Below are 15,574 nucleotides of genomic sequence, written 5' to 3' on the forward strand. Positions count from 1 at the left end.
GCAACAGCTCGCGATACGACTGGGGGTGTCAGCGCCATCTACACTGCTGTGTAGCAGCCAACGCTAACCACGATGCGAAGCGAGCCGCTTTTGATCTTGCTTTTGATCTCAGGCGCCCCGTTAAACCACGCTGGCCGGAATTCGATAGTGATTTGGGGGGTAAACCGGCAGGGATGCCGGTTTAGCCGCCCCGCGCCATGGATGGCGCGTGGCGGCGGCCCCCCAAATCACTGTCGGATTACGGGCACACCGAGCCTGGGCGAGGTGCCGAGTGGTGGGGCGAAGCGTTTTTGGTTACTTTTGGCGCTCTTCCAAAAGTGACCCGCTGTAAGAGCGGAACCCTAAGTGGCCGTTACCGCAGCAACGGATATGCACTCATTCCAACCCCAGCAAATGGTCGGCCCAGAGGCCGCCATCGGGAGCAAGCCCCCTCCCACATTTCCAACCGAGTACACCGGGCACAACTCCGCTCAGCTCTAGGGCCGCCAATGCAGCCCCCAGAAAAATTGCCCCCCTCACAATCCCAAATGAAGCTTTCATGACAAAAGTTCGGTAGCTCATCGCCACTTCCGTCTTGCCTATGTAACGCGCTGGAGGCCGCCACGAGCCGCCTCCCCAGCCGTCAGCGGGACGCCAGGAGTGGGGCAATGGGAACTATGGAACGTTACTCGAAAGTTGGCATGCAGGAGCTCGACCAGCGCCTGTCGAAGATCGTCGAGGCTGCGCGCAAGAAGCCGGTTTCGGTGTACCGCTACGGCGCGCCGTGGGTGTGGATCGTCTCCCAGGACGACTGGCAGGGCGCCTTGAAGGAAGTGTCCAGCTACATCCCGGCGGGGCATTCGCTGGTGTTGTTGCGCCCGCAGATCGACGAGGTGCTCGAGCAGCATCGCGACCTGCTCCAGGCCGCGCCGGGCATGGCGATCGCGCCGCAGACCGTGGTGCAGATCCTGCTGCTGCAACTGCTGTATTCGGTGCCCAGCGAACAGCAGCTGCACGAGCAACTGAACTACAACCTGCTGTTCCGCTGGTTCGTCGGCCTGGAGCTGAACCAGAAGGTGTGGAGCATCCACGCTTTGCAGCGCGACATCGCCAGCCTGTTGAACAACCCGCAGGCCGTGCAGTTGATCCAGACCATCATCGGTGACGTGTTCTGTGGCGCCTTGCTGCACATGCCGGAGTTCTCTCTGAACTTCGCCTTGCTGCACACCTGGCTGGCGCGGCACAGCCATCTTTCGACCAGCAGCAATTGAGCAGGCCAGACGCCGTGCAAGCGGCGACGGCGCAAAATCTTAGACAGTTAGGGGGCGGTGTGGAGCATCTGTTCAAATCAACGCTGGCGTTGTGCTGCCTGACGCTGGGCGTCCTGGCGCAAGCGGTGTGGGCCGAGGAGGGCGATGAGGCCCCGGCGCGCAAGGTGGACGTCAACGAGTACTTCGTGCGCGGCAATACCGTGCTCGATGCGGCGACGATCGAGGAGGCGGTGTACCCGTTCCTTGGCCCGCAAAAGACCCTGGACGATATCGAAGGCGCGCGCGATGCGTTGCAGAAGATCTACCAGGCGCGTGGCTACCAGTCGGTGTTTGTCGAGCTGCCGGAACAGAAGGTCGATGACGGCATCGTCTATCTGCAGGTCAGCGAAACCAAGGTCGGCCGCGTGCGTGTGGTCGGCGCCAAGCACTACTCGCCGGTGGAGATCCGCGAGGAAGTGCCGGGGCTCAAGGAAGGCGCGGTGCCGGATTTCACCACGGTGCAAACCCAGCTGGCCGGGCTCAACCGCAGTGCCGGCCGGCAGGTCACGCCACTGGTCCGCGAAGGCCAGCGCCCGGGCACCATGGACGTGGATCTGCAGGTCGAAGACCAGAACCCCTGGCACGCCAGCCTCGGCCTGAACAACGACTACAGCGCCGACACCGAAAAGCTGCGCTCGGTCGCCACCCTGGGCTACGACAACCTCTGGCAACTGGGCCACAGCATTTCCCTGACCTACTTCACCGCGCCCCAGGACACCGAGAATGCCAAGGTCTGGTCGGGCTCCTACAGTGCGCCGCTGAACGAACGCTGGACCTTGCAGTTCTCCGGTTACCAGTCCGACAGCAACATCGCCACCATCGGCGGCAGCAACGTGTTGGGCAAGGGCCATTCCTACGGCGTATCCGCCATCTACAGCTTGCAGGCGGCGGGCAACTGGGCCAATTCGTTTTCGTTCGGTGTGGACTTCAAGGATTTCGACGAGCAGATGAAGTTCGGCGCCAGCAGCGACCAGGTGCCGCTCAAGTACGCGCCGTTCACCCTGGGCTACAACGGCTATCGCTACACCGAGCAATCCCAGCTGGGGCTGGGCTTGAACCTGGTGGTCGGCACCCGTGCATTTTTTGGCTACGGCAGCGACGCCGAGGAGTTCGATTACAAGCGCTACAAGGCCAGTGCCAGTTTCGCCGTGCTCAAGGGCGACCTGAATTACACCTACACCTTCGCCAACGATTGGCAGTCGGCCTCCAAGGGCGCTTTCCAGCTGGCCTCCGGGCCGCTGGTGTCCAACGAGCAGTATTCCGCCGGCGGCGCCACCTCGGTGCGTGGCTACCTGGCGGCCGAGCGCACCGGGGACGAGGGCTATTTGCTCTCCCAGGAACTGCGCACGCCGTCCCTGGCCAAGTTCCTCGGCAGTTATGTGCAGGAGTGGCGCTTCTATGCGTTCGCCGAAGGCGCGCGCATGCGCCTGCACGACCCGCTGCCCGAGCAGGAAGACGAATACAGCCTGGCCAGTGTCGGCCTGGGCACCCGCGCCAGTTTGAGCAAGTGGTTGTCCGGCAGCCTGGATTGGGGTTACCCGCTGCTCGATGGACCGAACACCCAGAAACAGGACTCGCGACTGCACTTCAGTGTGCAGGCGACTTTCTGACTTTTTCTTCCGGAGACTTCACCCATGCAACGCCTATTCCTGAGCCTGTTGATCTGCCTGGGCTTCGCGCTCCCGGCCACTGCCCACGCCTGGTGGCAGGACGATTGGCACTACCGCAAACAGATTTCGGTGGACACCACCGCCCAGGGCGCCGCGATCAGCCAGGCCCTGGGCCGCACCGCGTTGCTGGTGCGCCTGCACACCGGCAACTTCACCTTTGACGGGGTCAAGGACGACGGCGCCGACCTGCGCTTTGTGAGTGCCGATGACAAGACCGTGTTCAATCACCAGATCGAAAGCTTCGACCCGTTGATGGGCATGGCGTTGATCTGGGTCGATGTGCCCAAGGTCGAAGGCGGCCAGCGCCAGGACTTCTGGATGTACTACGGCAACCAGAAGGCCCCGGCCACCGCCAATGGCCAGCTGACGTTCGATCCGAATTACACCGCGCTCTATCACTTCGATGGCGCCAACGCGACGCCGCCACGGGACACCACGGCCTACGCCAACACCGCGTTGAACGTCACCGGCGCGAGCATCGACGGCGTGATCGGCCGCGCCTTGCAGTTCGGCGGCCAGCCGCTGCTGTTGCCGGCCAGCCCGTCGCTGCAACACGCCGCCGGCGCTGCCTTCACGTTCAGCGCCTGGCTGCGCCTGGACCAGGCCAGCGGTGAGCAAATCGTGCTGGCCCGACGTGACGGTGCCCACAGCCTGTTGCTGGGCCTGAATCAGGGCTCGCCGTTTGTGGAGATCGACGGCCAGCGCGCGGTGTCGACCCAACCGCTGAACCCGGGCCAATGGCAGCACCTGGCGTTCACCGCCGAGGGCGACAAGGTCACGCTGTATGTGAATGGCCGTGAAAGCGCCACGCTCGCCGTGGCCATGCCTGGGTTCAACACGCAGCTGGCGGTCGGCGCCGACCTGCCGGAAGCCGGCAGCACGCACCTGCCGTTCGCCGGGGCCATGGATGAGCTGCGCCTGTCCAAGGTGGCGCGCCCGGCTGCGCTGTTGCTGGCTGACGCGAGCGCCCAGGGCGCCGAGTCGAAACTGGTGGCCTACGGCGTGGATGAAGAACAGTCCGGCTTCGGCTTCGGCAGCCTGGGCTTTTTGCTCAACGCCGTACCGGTGGACGCCTGGGTGATCATCCTGGTGCTGGTGGCGATGATGTTCCAGTCGTGGGTCATCATGCTGCGCAAGAACCGTCAGGTCGGCCGCCTCAGCAGTGCCAACGAAGTGTTCCGCGAGCACTTCGCCCAGATCGGCACGCGCCTGGAGATGTATGCCGACGACGCGCAGTTGGCTGAGCGCCTGAGCCACTCTTCGCTGTGGCGCCTGTACCTGGTGGCGGTCAAGGAGATCCGTACCCGGCGTGCCCAGGGCGCCGACACCTCGTCGGTGTCGGCGGCCACCATCGAAGCGATCCGCTGCTCCATGGACGGCGTGCGCACCCGTGAGAACCAGGCCCTGAGTTCCAAATTGTCGACCCTGTCCAACGCCATCGCCGGCGGCCCGTATATCGGCCTGCTCGGTACGGTGCTGGGGATCATGGTGGTGTTCCTCGGCACGGCCATGGCCGGCGACGTGAACATCAACGCCATCGCTCCGGGCATGGCGGCGGCCTTGCTGGCCACGGCCATGGGCCTGTTCGTCGCGATCCCCGCGTTGTTTGGCTACAACCGCCTGATCACGCGCAACAAGGAAGTCAGCGCCGACATGCGCGTGTTCGTCGACGAGTTCATCACCCGCCTGGCGGAGATGCACGGCGAGAGCCAGCACAGTGAAACCGCGCACCGCCGCGACCATCACGCATCGGTTCCGGCCTGAGGAGAATCGCCATGGCTTCCGTAAATGCCTCCCACGACGATGACGATGATGCCGCCGTCGACAGCATCAACATCACGCCCCTGGTGGACGTGCTGATGGTGGTGCTGGTGATGTTTATCCTCACCGCCACCGCCCAGGTCTCGGGGATCCAGATCCACCTGCCCAAGGCCAGCGCCTCGGTGTCGCTGTCGGAGGCCAAGACCAAGGCCATCTCCGTGAATGACGGAGGCCAGGTGTTCCTCGACGCGTACCCGGTGACCCTCGGCGAACTGGAGGAGCGCCTGCGCATCGAGAAAGCGCTGAACCCGGACTTCCCGGTGATCGTGCGCGGCGATGCGATGGTGCAGTACCAGAAAGTCATCGAGGTGCTCGACCTGCTGCGCCGGCTGGAGCTGTCCCAGGTCGGGCTGGTCACCGGCAAACCGAGCCAGGGCTGAGTGATGACCGCACAGATCCCGATCGCGCCATTGCCGGTGAAGAACAAACCGCCGTTGCGCCCGTTGAAGTGGGGCGCCGGCCTGTTGCTGGGCGCCGTGGCGGCCTGGTTTCTCTGGCAGTGGGCCAATGACATGAGTGGCGTACGCCGTGAAGCGCCGAAGGTGCCGACGATTATTCCGTTGCCGCCACCGCCGCCGCCACCCCCGGAAAAACCCAAGGAACCCGAGCCCCAGGTTGAAGAGAAGGTCCCGGAACCGGTGCCCAGTCCCGAACCCGAAGAGGTCAAGCCGGCCGAGGAAGCACCGCCTTCACCGAATGAAGACCTGGCCAACCCGATGCAGATCGACGGGGATGCGCAGTCCGGTAACGACGGCTTCAACATCGGCGCCGGCAAGGGCGGCGGCATGGCCGGCAGTGGCGGCGGCGGGCTGGGGACCGGCACGTACAAGCAGTACCTGGCCGGTACCTATCAACGGCTGATGCGTGAAGACCCGGAGCTGCGCAAGAAGGCCTTTGCGATACAGATCGACCTGTGGCTGGGCACCGACGGCCAGGTGACGAAGGCGCTGGTGGCCAAGTCCAGCGGGGATGCCGACACCGACGCCCAGATGCTGGCGCTGATCCGTGCGCCCCGCGCCACCCAGAAACCTCCGGCGTCGCTGACGCTGCCCATGCGCCTGTCCCTCAAGGGCCGGCGTCCGGATTGATTGCACGAAACCTCTTATCTACGGTTTTTTACAGGAGTTGCGTACACATGATTTCCCCCGTGAATCGACTGACCCTGGCGGTTGGCATGGTCATCGCGACCCTGGTCGGGCAGGCGGCGGCAGCCCCGGTTGCGCCTTCGGAAAACGTCACCATCAACCTGATCCGCCTGCTGGTGCAGCAAGGTGTGCTGACCCAGGACACCGCCAATGGGCTGATCGCCCAGGCCGAAAAGGAAGCCCAGCAGGCCCGTCAGGCCAACGCCGCGCCGGTGGTTGCCAGCGGCCCGGCGACCGCGCCTGGGGATGTGCGCGTGCAGTACGTGCCGCAGGCGGTGCGCGACCAGATCCGCGACCAGGTCAAAGCCGAAGTCATGTCCACCGCCAAGCGGGAAAACTGGGCGCAGCCCAATACGTTCCCCGACTGGATCTCGCGCATCAGCTTTGATGGCGATATTCGTCTGCGCGACGAGTCGCGCTACTTCTCGGGCAATAACAGCAACAACATCACCGATTTTGCCAAGCTCAATGACACCGGCCCGTACGACGTCAACAAGAACTCCAACACCAAGTTCCCGCCGCTGCTCAACACCCGCGAGGACCGCGAGAACCTGTTCCGCCTGCGTGCACGCCTGGGCATGAAAGCGGTGATCTCGCCGGAATGGACCGCCGGCATTCGCATCGCCACCGGCTCCGACAATAACCCGGTGTCCACCACCCAGACCCTGGGCGGCGGCTTTGGCAAAAAGGACATCTGGCTCGACCAGGGTTATCTGAGCTGGAAAACCACCGACTACATGACGTTGACCGCCGGGCGCATCGGCAACCCGTTCTATTCCACCGACATGATGTATTCCAACGACCTCAACTTCGACGGCGTGGCGGCGATCTTCAACCATAGCCTCAACAGCGAGTGGGGCCTGTTCGGTACCCTTGGCGCCTTCCCGGTGGAGTACACCTCCGACACCGCCAGCACCAATGGTATCGACAAGGAAGACAGCGACACCAAATGGCTGTTTGGCGGGCAGATCGGCGCGGATTGGAAGATCAACCGCAGCAACCGCCTCAAACTCGCCGCGGCTTATTACCAGTTCCAGGACATCGAAGGCGAGCGCTCCAGCCCTTGCTCCACCTGGCAGGGCGCGGCAGGTTGCGACACCGACGGCACGCGCGTGGCCTTCATGCAGAAAGGCAACACGGTGTTCAACCTGCGCAACAACACCACCAACCCGGCGGATCCTGCGCGCACACCCGACCCGCAGTACGTAGGCCTGGCGTCCAAGTTCGATGTGCTGGACCTCAACCTGGTCTGGGACAGCGAACTGCCCAGCGACTTCAAGCTGCGCAGCCAGGCCAACTTCATTCACAACCTGGCCTACGACAAGGGCGAGATGCTCAAGCGCAGCGAAGGCGAGATCGTCAACAACATCAACAGCAACGGCCAGTTTGAAAGTGGCGGTAATGCGCTGATGGTCTCGTTCACCCTCGGCAGCGCCCTGGAGATGCGCAAGCGCGGCGACTGGAACCTGTTGGCCGGCTACAAGTACATCCAGCCCGACGCCTTGCCCGACGGCTTCAACGACTCGTCGTTCCACCTGGGCGGCACCAACGCCAAGGGCTATTTCATTGGCGGCAACTACGGTATCGACAAGAACATCTACGCCAGTGCGCGTTGGTTGAGCGCCTCCGAAGTGTATGGCCAGCCGTTCGAAGTCGATGTGATGCAACTGGAACTCAACACGCGCTTTTGATGCGCAGGGAGATGCCACATGAACACACGAATCTGCGCGCTGTTACTGCTGCTGGTGAGCACCGGCGCGTCGGCCGAAGGCATGGAGGAGCGCCTGCGTACGCAACTGCGCAGCACCACTCAGCAATTGCAGGCGCTGCAAAGCGAACAGGCCCAGGCCAGTGCCGCACGGCTGGCCGCCGAAAACCAGGCCAAACAGGCCCAGGCGCAAATCAAGCAACTGACGGCCGAGCTGGAAAAGGCCCGTGGCACCGCCGAGCAACTGGCCGGCCAGCAACAGAGCCTGCACAGCCAGGCGCAGGCCCAGGTGGCGGCGAGCAACGAGCAGATCGGCAAGTTCAAGAAGGCCTATGACGAACTGCTGGTGCTGGCCAAGGGCAAGGAAGCCGAGCGCGCGCGCCTGCAGGCGGCCTTAAGCGAACGTGACACACAAGTGCAGCAATGTTCAGTCAAGAATCAACAGATGTACGGCGTGGCCCAGCAACTGCTCGCGGCCTACGAAAAAATCGATGTGGCCGAGGTGATGAGCATTCGCCAGCCGTTCGCCAGCAGCGCACGGGTCAAGTTCGAGGAACTGGCCCAGGGTTTTGGCGACGATCTGTACAAGAGCCGTTTTGATGCGCCCCAGGCAGCCGCCAATCACTGATAGACAAGGAAGAGATCACCATGAGCGAATTGATCACCAGCGTCACCGTCCAGAGCCTCACCGACCTGTTGCAGGACGCCGGCTACCGGGTTAACCAGAGCGAGCAGAACGGCATCGTGCAGTTGCTCAGCGCCAGCCAGGGCATCGGCTTTGCCGTGCGCTTCGGCAACCCGGCGGCGGAGCAGGGCAGCTATGTGGACTTCACCTACAGCTGCGCGCTGCGGGTACAGGGCGAGTTGCCCGAAGGCCTGGCCCCGGTATGGAACGCCTCGCGGCGCTTTGCGCGGTTGTCGGTGCAGGGCGAGTTCCTGCTGATGGAAATGGACGTGGTGGTGGCCGGGGTTGGCGTCACGCACCTGCGCAGCCAGTTGGAATTGTGGGATCGCCTGTTGCAGGAGTTTATCGTCTACCTGCGTGAGTACAGCCAGCAGGCCGCGCAGTTGCGGGCTGCCGCGGTGGGTGAAGAGGTGGCGGTGCTGTGAAAAAGCCAACCCTGATGCTCGGCGCGGGGGCGCTGGCTGTGCTGGTGGTGGCCGTGGCGTTGAGCCTGCGACCGGGCAGCGACCCGGTGGCGGCGCAGCAATCGGCGCCGGTGATCACTCCCGCGCCGAGCGGGCCAGCGGTGGCGCGCCTGGGCAACCAGCAGATCGACCTGGCGGAGCTGAAAAGCGTGCTGGCCAGCCTGCCGGCCGAATCCCGCGAGCAATTGCGCGGCAACCGTGGCGCCCTGGAAACCTGGATTCGCTCGAGGCTGGCGCAAAAAGCCGTGCTTGAACAGGCCGATGCCCAGGGCTGGCGCCAGCGCCCGGAGGTGGAGCAGCAGACCCGCGCCGCCGCCGAGCAGATCGTGTTTCGCGACTACATGCTCTCGGTCAGCCAGGTACCGGCCGACTACCCCAGCGCCGCCGAGTTGCAACAGGCCTACGACAGCGGCAAGGCGCAATGGGTGACGCCGCCGTTGTACCAGGTGAGCCAGATTTTCCTCGCGGTGAATGACCCGCAAAACCTCGACGCCGTACGACGCCAGGCCCAGGAACTGAGCCGCAAGGCCCAGGCCGCGCCGGCTGATTTTGCCGCCCTGGCCACGCAGTTTTCCCAGGACCCCGACAGCGCCGCGCGCGGCGGCGATTCGGGGATGCAGCCGTTGCAGCAACTGGTGCCGGAGGTGCGCGGCGCGGTGGCGCGGCTCAAGGTCGGTGCGGTCTCGGACGTGGTGCAGAGCCCGGCCGGGTTTCATGTGCTCAAGCTCATCGGCCAGCAGCCGGCGCGCACCGCCACCCTGGACGAGCTGCGTGAACGCCTGACCCAGGCCCTGCGCGCCCAGCGCCAGGAACAGATCGCCAAGGCCTACCTGGAAGGCATGCTCAACACCGCGACCTTGAGTATCGACGGCGCCGAGTTGAACAAAGTGCTGGAGTAACACGCCTCAACCCGCATTGGATGCACAGACCAACCAGACAGGGAGTCTCCCATGGCATTTCTCGAACCGTCTGCCCCACAGGGGCCCACTGCTTACCGTGCACCTACCGAGCCACGCAGTGCCTGGCTGGCCCTGGCCAGCGAGATCGACCCGGAGGTGGCCCGCTACTTTCTGGTGAGTGCGCGCTGCGGCTGTTTCATGCAGGCCGCGCGCAGCCTGAATATCAAGGCAACCCTGTTGCGCAAGCGCCTGGCCCAGCTGGAAGAACACCTGCGCCATGCGCTGTTCAGCTACCAGGGCAACGGCCTGGTGCTCAGCCGCGACGGCCAGCAGTTGCAGGCCCAACTGATCGCCCTGGCCCATGAACGGCGCCTGCCGGTACTGGAACAGCCGCTGATTCGCCTGGCGGTGGCCGAGCCGATCCTGCACGACATCCTCGGCCGCGACCTGATCGCCTTGCTGCGCCGCAATGCCAGCGTGCGCCTGGAGATCATCTCCCTCGACAGCCACCTGTCCCTGCAAGCGGTGGACGTGGATGTGGTGCTGTGGCTGGCGGACACCGACGGTCCGGTGCCCGGCCCGAGCTTCGTCACCGAACCGCCGCGGGCGCTGGCGCGATTGCGGTACCTGCCGCATATCGCCAAGCGCTATTCACGCCTGACCACGCGCCCGGACAGCGTGGAAGACCTGGCTGACTACATGCTGGTGCAATGGCAGCCGGACGCCCAGGTCGAGGCCCTGCAGCCGTGGAACCAGGTGGTGCAACAGCGCCTGGCGGCGGTGGTGCAGGTGCATGCCTATTCGCTGATGCTGGAGATGATCCGCTGCGGCGCCTGCATCGGTTTGCTGCCGCACTACATGAGCAGCTTCGACCGGGGGCTGGTGGCGTTGCCGGGGTTGTTGGCCGAGGACAGCATGCAGCGCCAGGTGTGGCTGGCGGTGAATGCGCAGGTGCGCCACCCCGAGGCGGTGCAGATGATCGTCGAGTTGATCATCAGCACCTTTGAGGGGCGGCGGGAGTGGTTTGACTAGCGCAGCAATGCGAGGCTAACGGTGTCGTTAGCTTGCCTTGGTATCAACCTTGAGTGTTTCGAGGTATACCAGTCTGGTTTTACCTTCCTCGACCTTGTAGGTAAAGACAGGATATGACTTCCCATCGAACTCGGGGCCGGCTCGGTTAATGGCTCTCTGAAACTGTGGCTTGGCGGCCTCCCAGGTCTGACCGTTTGAACCATAGAAAACCAGGCCGGCCAGTGCGTCGGGTGGCACGCCCACTGTCTGGATTTCGCTGTTTTCAAGTGGGTTGTCGGGATGCTCGCCTTGTTGGGTTTTCAGTTCCGTCAATAAGTCTTGCATGCCTTTGCGGGCGTTCTCCTGCCCCATGTAACGCGTGTCGGCCTGGATGTTCCCAGAGAAGGCATCTTTTTCATGTATGGCGGTGATGTTGTTCTGGAGTTTTTCCGGAAACGCCAAGATGGCCATGTTTCGCGGCAGGGCTCCAGCGTTGTCACCCATTTTGTAGTAGTTGGGCAGCAAGTCTGCTTGAGCCAGGCTCCATTTGCGCAGCCCTCCATGTCCTCTGTTGGCATCGCCCTGTGCGCGAATGTTGTCAAGGGTCTCACCGGTGTTATGAAACTCCAGATGCGCGTTTCTGAGCTGAAGGGTTCTGATCAGTAATCCGTCTTTTTCGAAGGCTTCAATGACGGGGCGATATTGCGTTCCATCTGTTGCAGTCGAGGTTGTTACTTCGGTGGTGGGCACACGATTGTTTTCAACGACCGTTGTTGGTGGTTCGATGCGGCCTCCTGACACGAAGGCATTGTCAGTTAGTGGCGGTCGCCCACTATTTTCGGGCAGCATGCCGACGGCACTGCTTGAGTTTGAACGTGCAGCAGATCTTGATCCTGCAGCACGATGAAGAAACAGCAACATTGCGAAGTTGACCAACAGATCGGCTGCGGCGGTTAGTTTATCGCCCTTTTTACCTTCTTCTTCATTAGTCAGGGTTTCGAGATCGCCAAGGACGCCGTAAAGCTGCATTGCCATGCCGAGGACGGCAGCGGGTCCGCGAAGAACGGGCAATACTGCGGAGAGGACCATAAATCCACCTTCTTTCAGTGTCGCCCACCGACTTTCCGAATCCGAAACCGTGTGCTGTTCTTGCAACGAGATCATGGCCTTGGCATTGGCCTCGTACAGATAGTTCATCAATTGACCGGATTGCAGTTTTGTTTGCAGGTCATCCATCGCAGTTCCTGCGGTGGCGATCGTCGGCGCATCCGGCTTTCGCAATGCATTGAAGTCACTAAAAAAAACTCGGTTAGCTGGCAGGTGAGGTTCGCTGAACCCTCCATGGCGATAAACCGTGCGGCTGGACTCATCCGGTAGCCAGGCAATAATATCGGTTTGCAACTTTCCGGGCTTCTGGATGGCTTCCATCAATGCCTGCCGCGAAGGAAACTGCAGCAAAGGTGCATCGTTCATCAGTGGGCGATAGAGAATATGAGGGCCTTGGGTGCTGTCCTTGGGTTCGATCAGGAACATATTCTCAACAACGTCAGGGCTGCTGCCGGGCTGACGTACGAACGCCAATGGACGCATTGTGATCTCTTTGCCGTCAACCGTTTTATTGCCTGGCGTGGGATCAAGAATTGCCTGGAGATAGCGAAACCCCATTGCGTTATCGAAGCCGGACTCGCCTTTGGCGGTCAGTTCCAGGGCTTTGATTTTTAATTCAATGGGCACTTGCTGCCCATAACGTTGTTGGCGCTCTGTCTTTTTAGTTGGGTCGTCAAGCAATTCCTTTTTAAGTAACTCAGGATAGTTCTTGCCGACATCGATGCCCGCAATAAGCGTGTCGAAAGCATCTCTATTGCTTAGGGCGGGTATAAGCGCTCCCGTTGTTTTGTTTCGTACTTCTACTTCGGTGAACATGAACTGTGCAAGGTTCTGCATGAACGCTTCGGTGAGGGACATTTTACCGGACTTTTGGCGCACTAACGGGGTTGTAAGGTAGGCAAGATTCGTGGAGTAGTGCACTTCCACATCATCGATATCACAGGTGAAGGGGGGCGGTGAGAGGGCTTTTACTTGGTCCTGTATATACGTGTGGAGGTCAGGGATCCCGCTGTTATAGGTTTGTTCTTTGTTGCGATGCATGTAGCCCGCCAATTCCGTGGTGAGCTCATACAGCATGAAACGGTTGACATCGGTGGTGTTTTTTATCCAGTCGGACACCTTTTCCGCGGCTGCGTCAGAGGGCTGGGAGGAGAGCAGTGCAGGGTAGGTGGTGACTGCATCCGCGTTGTTTCTGTTGATAAGATTGCTTGCCTGGATATAGAACGCATCGGCATCCACTTTGGTCACTTCAGTGCTGAACGTTGCGTTCGGTTGTTGTATTTTCAGGTTCCCTTCCCACGCCTGTTTGGCTGCATTCAACGAGTTGTAGGGGGTCACCTTGCCGCTCGGCTCGCACACCAGCACGAGCGTACGCCCCGGGTACATACGTTCTATGACCAGGTTGGGGGTCAGGGATTGCGGGGTATCGGGGCGGGCATTGTCGGTGCTGGAGAAAGCGAACACGGTTACGGAGCTATCCGCCAATTTGGGGCGTGTCGAGCCGTGGGGGTACCTGGCCACCAGGTCGAGGGTTTCCCGTTGCATGTCATTCAACCCAGGGTGTTTCATACTGGCCAGGAGCAGGTTGCTGCGCATCAGTTCACCGAGCATCAATCGGCGATCTCCGCCGAAAATGGACGCGTCGGCACCGACACCAGGGGCGGGTTCATTGAAAGGTGGCTTGCCCCAATAATCGAGCCTGGCTGCTTGCATGGCTTCGTCCAGCTTGCCTGGCAACTGACTGATAGCCGTTTGCAGCGCCGATCTATCGATGTTCAGCGCGGTGCCCGGCGGATTGCCCGTAAGTGCCTGCGCGTTCGCACGCGTGTCGACAAACTTGCCGTCATGGCTGAACACCGGTGCATCGGCACCGGCAATATGGTTAAGGGCGAGTTCCATAAGGGGGGTTTCCAGGAACTGGCCCGGATTCTGCGGGTCCGGGGCGGCGAAGGCCAACTGCTGGACATCGACGTTCAGAGAGGGAGATGCCGTGCTGATGGCATCCTTTAGCAATCCGGCTACCACTGTTTGACGGTTCGGTTCGCCCCCAAACAGACGCTGTCCGATGATATCCGCTGGCGTTACAGGCTGGGCGGATGGCTTGGCCGGCGTAGGTATGGCCGCGTCGATCTGGTTGCGTCTGAACGGCGTTGTGGGAACGGGGAAGCTTGGTGGGGGGAGTCCTTCTGTACGCGCCAGGCGCTGTTTGGCTGCCTGTTGGTGTTCGCGCACAGCAAGGGAGAGTGGGTCGTTTGGAGGATTGTCTTTGTCCAGGGCAGGGAACCCATCGCGAATGAGTGCTGCGCTTTGTTCGAGCCACTGCGGTGAGCCGTAATGCTCGCGGACTCCGTAAAAATCCAGAATGCCCGCCATGGGGAGATTTTCCCTAACGTAGTTATAGTTCTGCAATCTCTGCGAACTGCTACCCCTTATCTCGCGCGCCGCTTTCAAAATGTCATCTTGAATGGGTTTCCAATGTCGATTTTTAACCGGGAAATGGATCCATTTGAAGCTGCCGTCCGAGCTCCTTATCTTGCAAAACAGAGTCCCTTTATTATCGATTTCTACAGTTCTTGGATCTACGCAGTGTGTTTGCATGAACTTCTTGAAAGTATCGCTGGAGAGAGCCTCTTTATAGGCTTGCACTGCCTGCATATAGGATGAATCCTTAGGAAGGTCGGAGACCGTCAATTCAGTCGCTTCGTTCTGGCCGCCTGTGGCTTTGACTCCCACCCATCTGCTGACATCACGGGCAAGTTCCCGGTCGGCCTCCTCGACACGTTGCGAGATTGTCGGCGTGCGGTTGGCATCTGCTACACCCCGGGTTTCGTTGTAGGTCGCCGTGGCGATGGCGTTCTCGACTTCGCCTTGTGCCTTCCTGACGCGCATGAATTGCGGCGCCAGCGGACCGTTGTGGGGCATCAGGGATTTGAAGGTGCCGCCCCGGAGGCTGCGGATTGAACTGAGCAGGTTGATCTGACGGCTCGCGGGCTCTTCGCCATAGAAGTTACCCACTACGTCAATCGGGGCACTGTGTTCGCCGGTGTACTGGAACGATTCAACTCGACCGGCAGCCACCTCTTTTGCCGCGGCTGCGACAGCGGCGCTGGCTTCTCGCCAGCCAGGTGTCGCGTGGGAGAAAAGTTGAGTCTTGCCATTGATAGTGCATTCCATCGAGTCCGCATGGGGGAACCACCTGAGGCTGGAAATATCGATGTTGTGGTTCTTGGCATAGCTTGCGAACGGCTCTTGTTTGAGCGCCAGTGTGAAGAGTGCCCAAGCCTGGCCGAAGGTGGAAAACGGTGGAATGTCAGTGACCGTGGGAGGCTGGTCGGCGGTTTTCGGAACAGAACCTTTGCGACTTTCCAGCAGCATCAATGCGGCGCAATACTGGATCGCCATTTCCTTATCGCTCTTGTGCAGCAGTTGCTTGCTTTGTTCCAGGGTGTGTTGAAAATGGGGATCCCTGGGGCTGGGCGGTGGATTCACAGGCCACTGTGTGACGGTTTGAATCAGTGACCGTTTGGTCCTGCCCTGTACTGAGGGTTCGCCGTCCTGAGCGCTCGCCGATGATCGGGTTGTGGCTGGCTGTGGTTGTACGGTTACCGGCTGGGACATGATGGTCATAGGGTTTTCTCGTAATGGTCAGGGAAAAGACGACACCGTAATCGCGTTTTGTTGCCTGCGACCTGTGGCTTGTAGGGAGTGGCATGTCTAAACTCGGCAGTTCCGCCCATGTGTTTCTGGTGTATACGGAGCCCTATCCCGATGCAGA

The 15,574-nt window shown here is 61.4% G+C and carries 11 protein-coding genes; 10 read left to right on the forward strand and 1 reads right to left on the reverse strand.

Features of this window, described 5'->3' with window-relative positions; translation table 11 throughout:
* Window positions 1-656: 656 nt before the first annotated feature.
* The 10 genes from FX984_RS30960 to FX984_RS31005 are packed head-to-tail and all read left to right on the forward strand — an operon-like array spanning window position 657 to window position 10,713.
* Window positions 657-1,250 (forward strand): transposase, encoded by a 594-nt coding sequence (locus FX984_RS30960; RefSeq protein WP_027607535.1) that lies wholly within the window; start codon window positions 657-659, stop codon window positions 1,248-1,250.
* Between the two features lie 59 nt (window positions 1,251-1,309).
* The gene (locus tag FX984_RS30965; protein WP_146478197.1) at window positions 1,310-2,899 is read left to right on the forward strand and encodes a ShlB/FhaC/HecB family hemolysin secretion/activation protein; all 1,590 of its coding nucleotides are present in this window, start codon (window positions 1,310-1,312) and stop codon (window positions 2,897-2,899) included.
* A 24-nt stretch (window positions 2,900-2,923) separates the two neighbouring features.
* Window positions 2,924-4,723 carry a DUF2341 domain-containing protein gene (locus FX984_RS30970; protein ID WP_146478195.1) on the forward strand — a complete coding sequence of 600 codons (1,800 nt, stop codon included), beginning with the start codon at window positions 2,924-2,926 and terminating at the stop codon, window positions 4,721-4,723.
* An 11-nt stretch (window positions 4,724-4,734) separates the two neighbouring features.
* Window positions 4,735-5,160, forward strand: a complete 426-nt coding sequence (locus tag FX984_RS30975) for an ExbD/TolR family protein (protein WP_010211136.1) — start codon at window positions 4,735-4,737, stop codon at window positions 5,158-5,160.
* A gap of 3 nt (window positions 5,161-5,163) precedes the next feature.
* Window positions 5,164-5,868 (forward strand): energy transducer TonB family protein, encoded by a 705-nt coding sequence (locus FX984_RS30980; protein WP_027607532.1) that lies wholly within the window; start codon window positions 5,164-5,166, stop codon window positions 5,866-5,868.
* A gap of 47 nt (window positions 5,869-5,915) precedes the next feature.
* Complete coding sequence (locus FX984_RS30985) at window positions 5,916-7,616, forward strand: putative porin (RefSeq protein ID WP_092357721.1); 1,701 nt, start codon at window positions 5,916-5,918, stop codon at window positions 7,614-7,616.
* Window positions 7,617-7,634: 18 nt separating this feature from the next.
* A complete protein-coding gene (locus tag FX984_RS30990) occupies window positions 7,635-8,261 on the forward strand; it encodes a hypothetical protein (RefSeq protein WP_027607530.1) in 627 nt (208 codons plus the stop codon).
* A gap of 20 nt (window positions 8,262-8,281) precedes the next feature.
* On the forward strand, window positions 8,282-8,743 hold the full coding sequence (locus tag FX984_RS30995; protein WP_146478193.1) for a YbjN domain-containing protein: 462 nt from the start codon (window positions 8,282-8,284) through the stop codon (window positions 8,741-8,743).
* Window positions 8,740-9,681, forward strand: a complete 942-nt coding sequence (locus FX984_RS31000) for a peptidylprolyl isomerase (RefSeq protein WP_027607528.1) — start codon at window positions 8,740-8,742, stop codon at window positions 9,679-9,681. Before FX984_RS30995 ends, FX984_RS31000 begins: the two co-directional genes overlap by 4 nt.
* Window positions 9,682-9,732: 51 nt before the next feature.
* Complete coding sequence (locus FX984_RS31005; protein ID WP_027607527.1) at window positions 9,733-10,713, forward strand: LysR family transcriptional regulator; 981 nt, start codon at window positions 9,733-9,735, stop codon at window positions 10,711-10,713.
* A gap of 27 nt (window positions 10,714-10,740) precedes the next feature.
* On the opposite strand, the gene FX984_RS31010 is transcribed toward FX984_RS31005, so the two are convergent.
* On the reverse strand, window positions 10,741-15,426 hold the full coding sequence (locus FX984_RS31010; protein ID WP_146478192.1) for a dermonecrotic toxin domain-containing protein: 4,686 nt from the start codon (window positions 15,424-15,426) through the stop codon (window positions 10,741-10,743).
* Window positions 15,427-15,574: the final 148 nt, after the last annotated feature.

The organism is Pseudomonas marginalis, assembly GCF_008692035.1.
Taxonomy (GTDB): domain Bacteria; phylum Pseudomonadota; class Gammaproteobacteria; order Pseudomonadales; family Pseudomonadaceae; genus Aquipseudomonas; species Aquipseudomonas marginalis.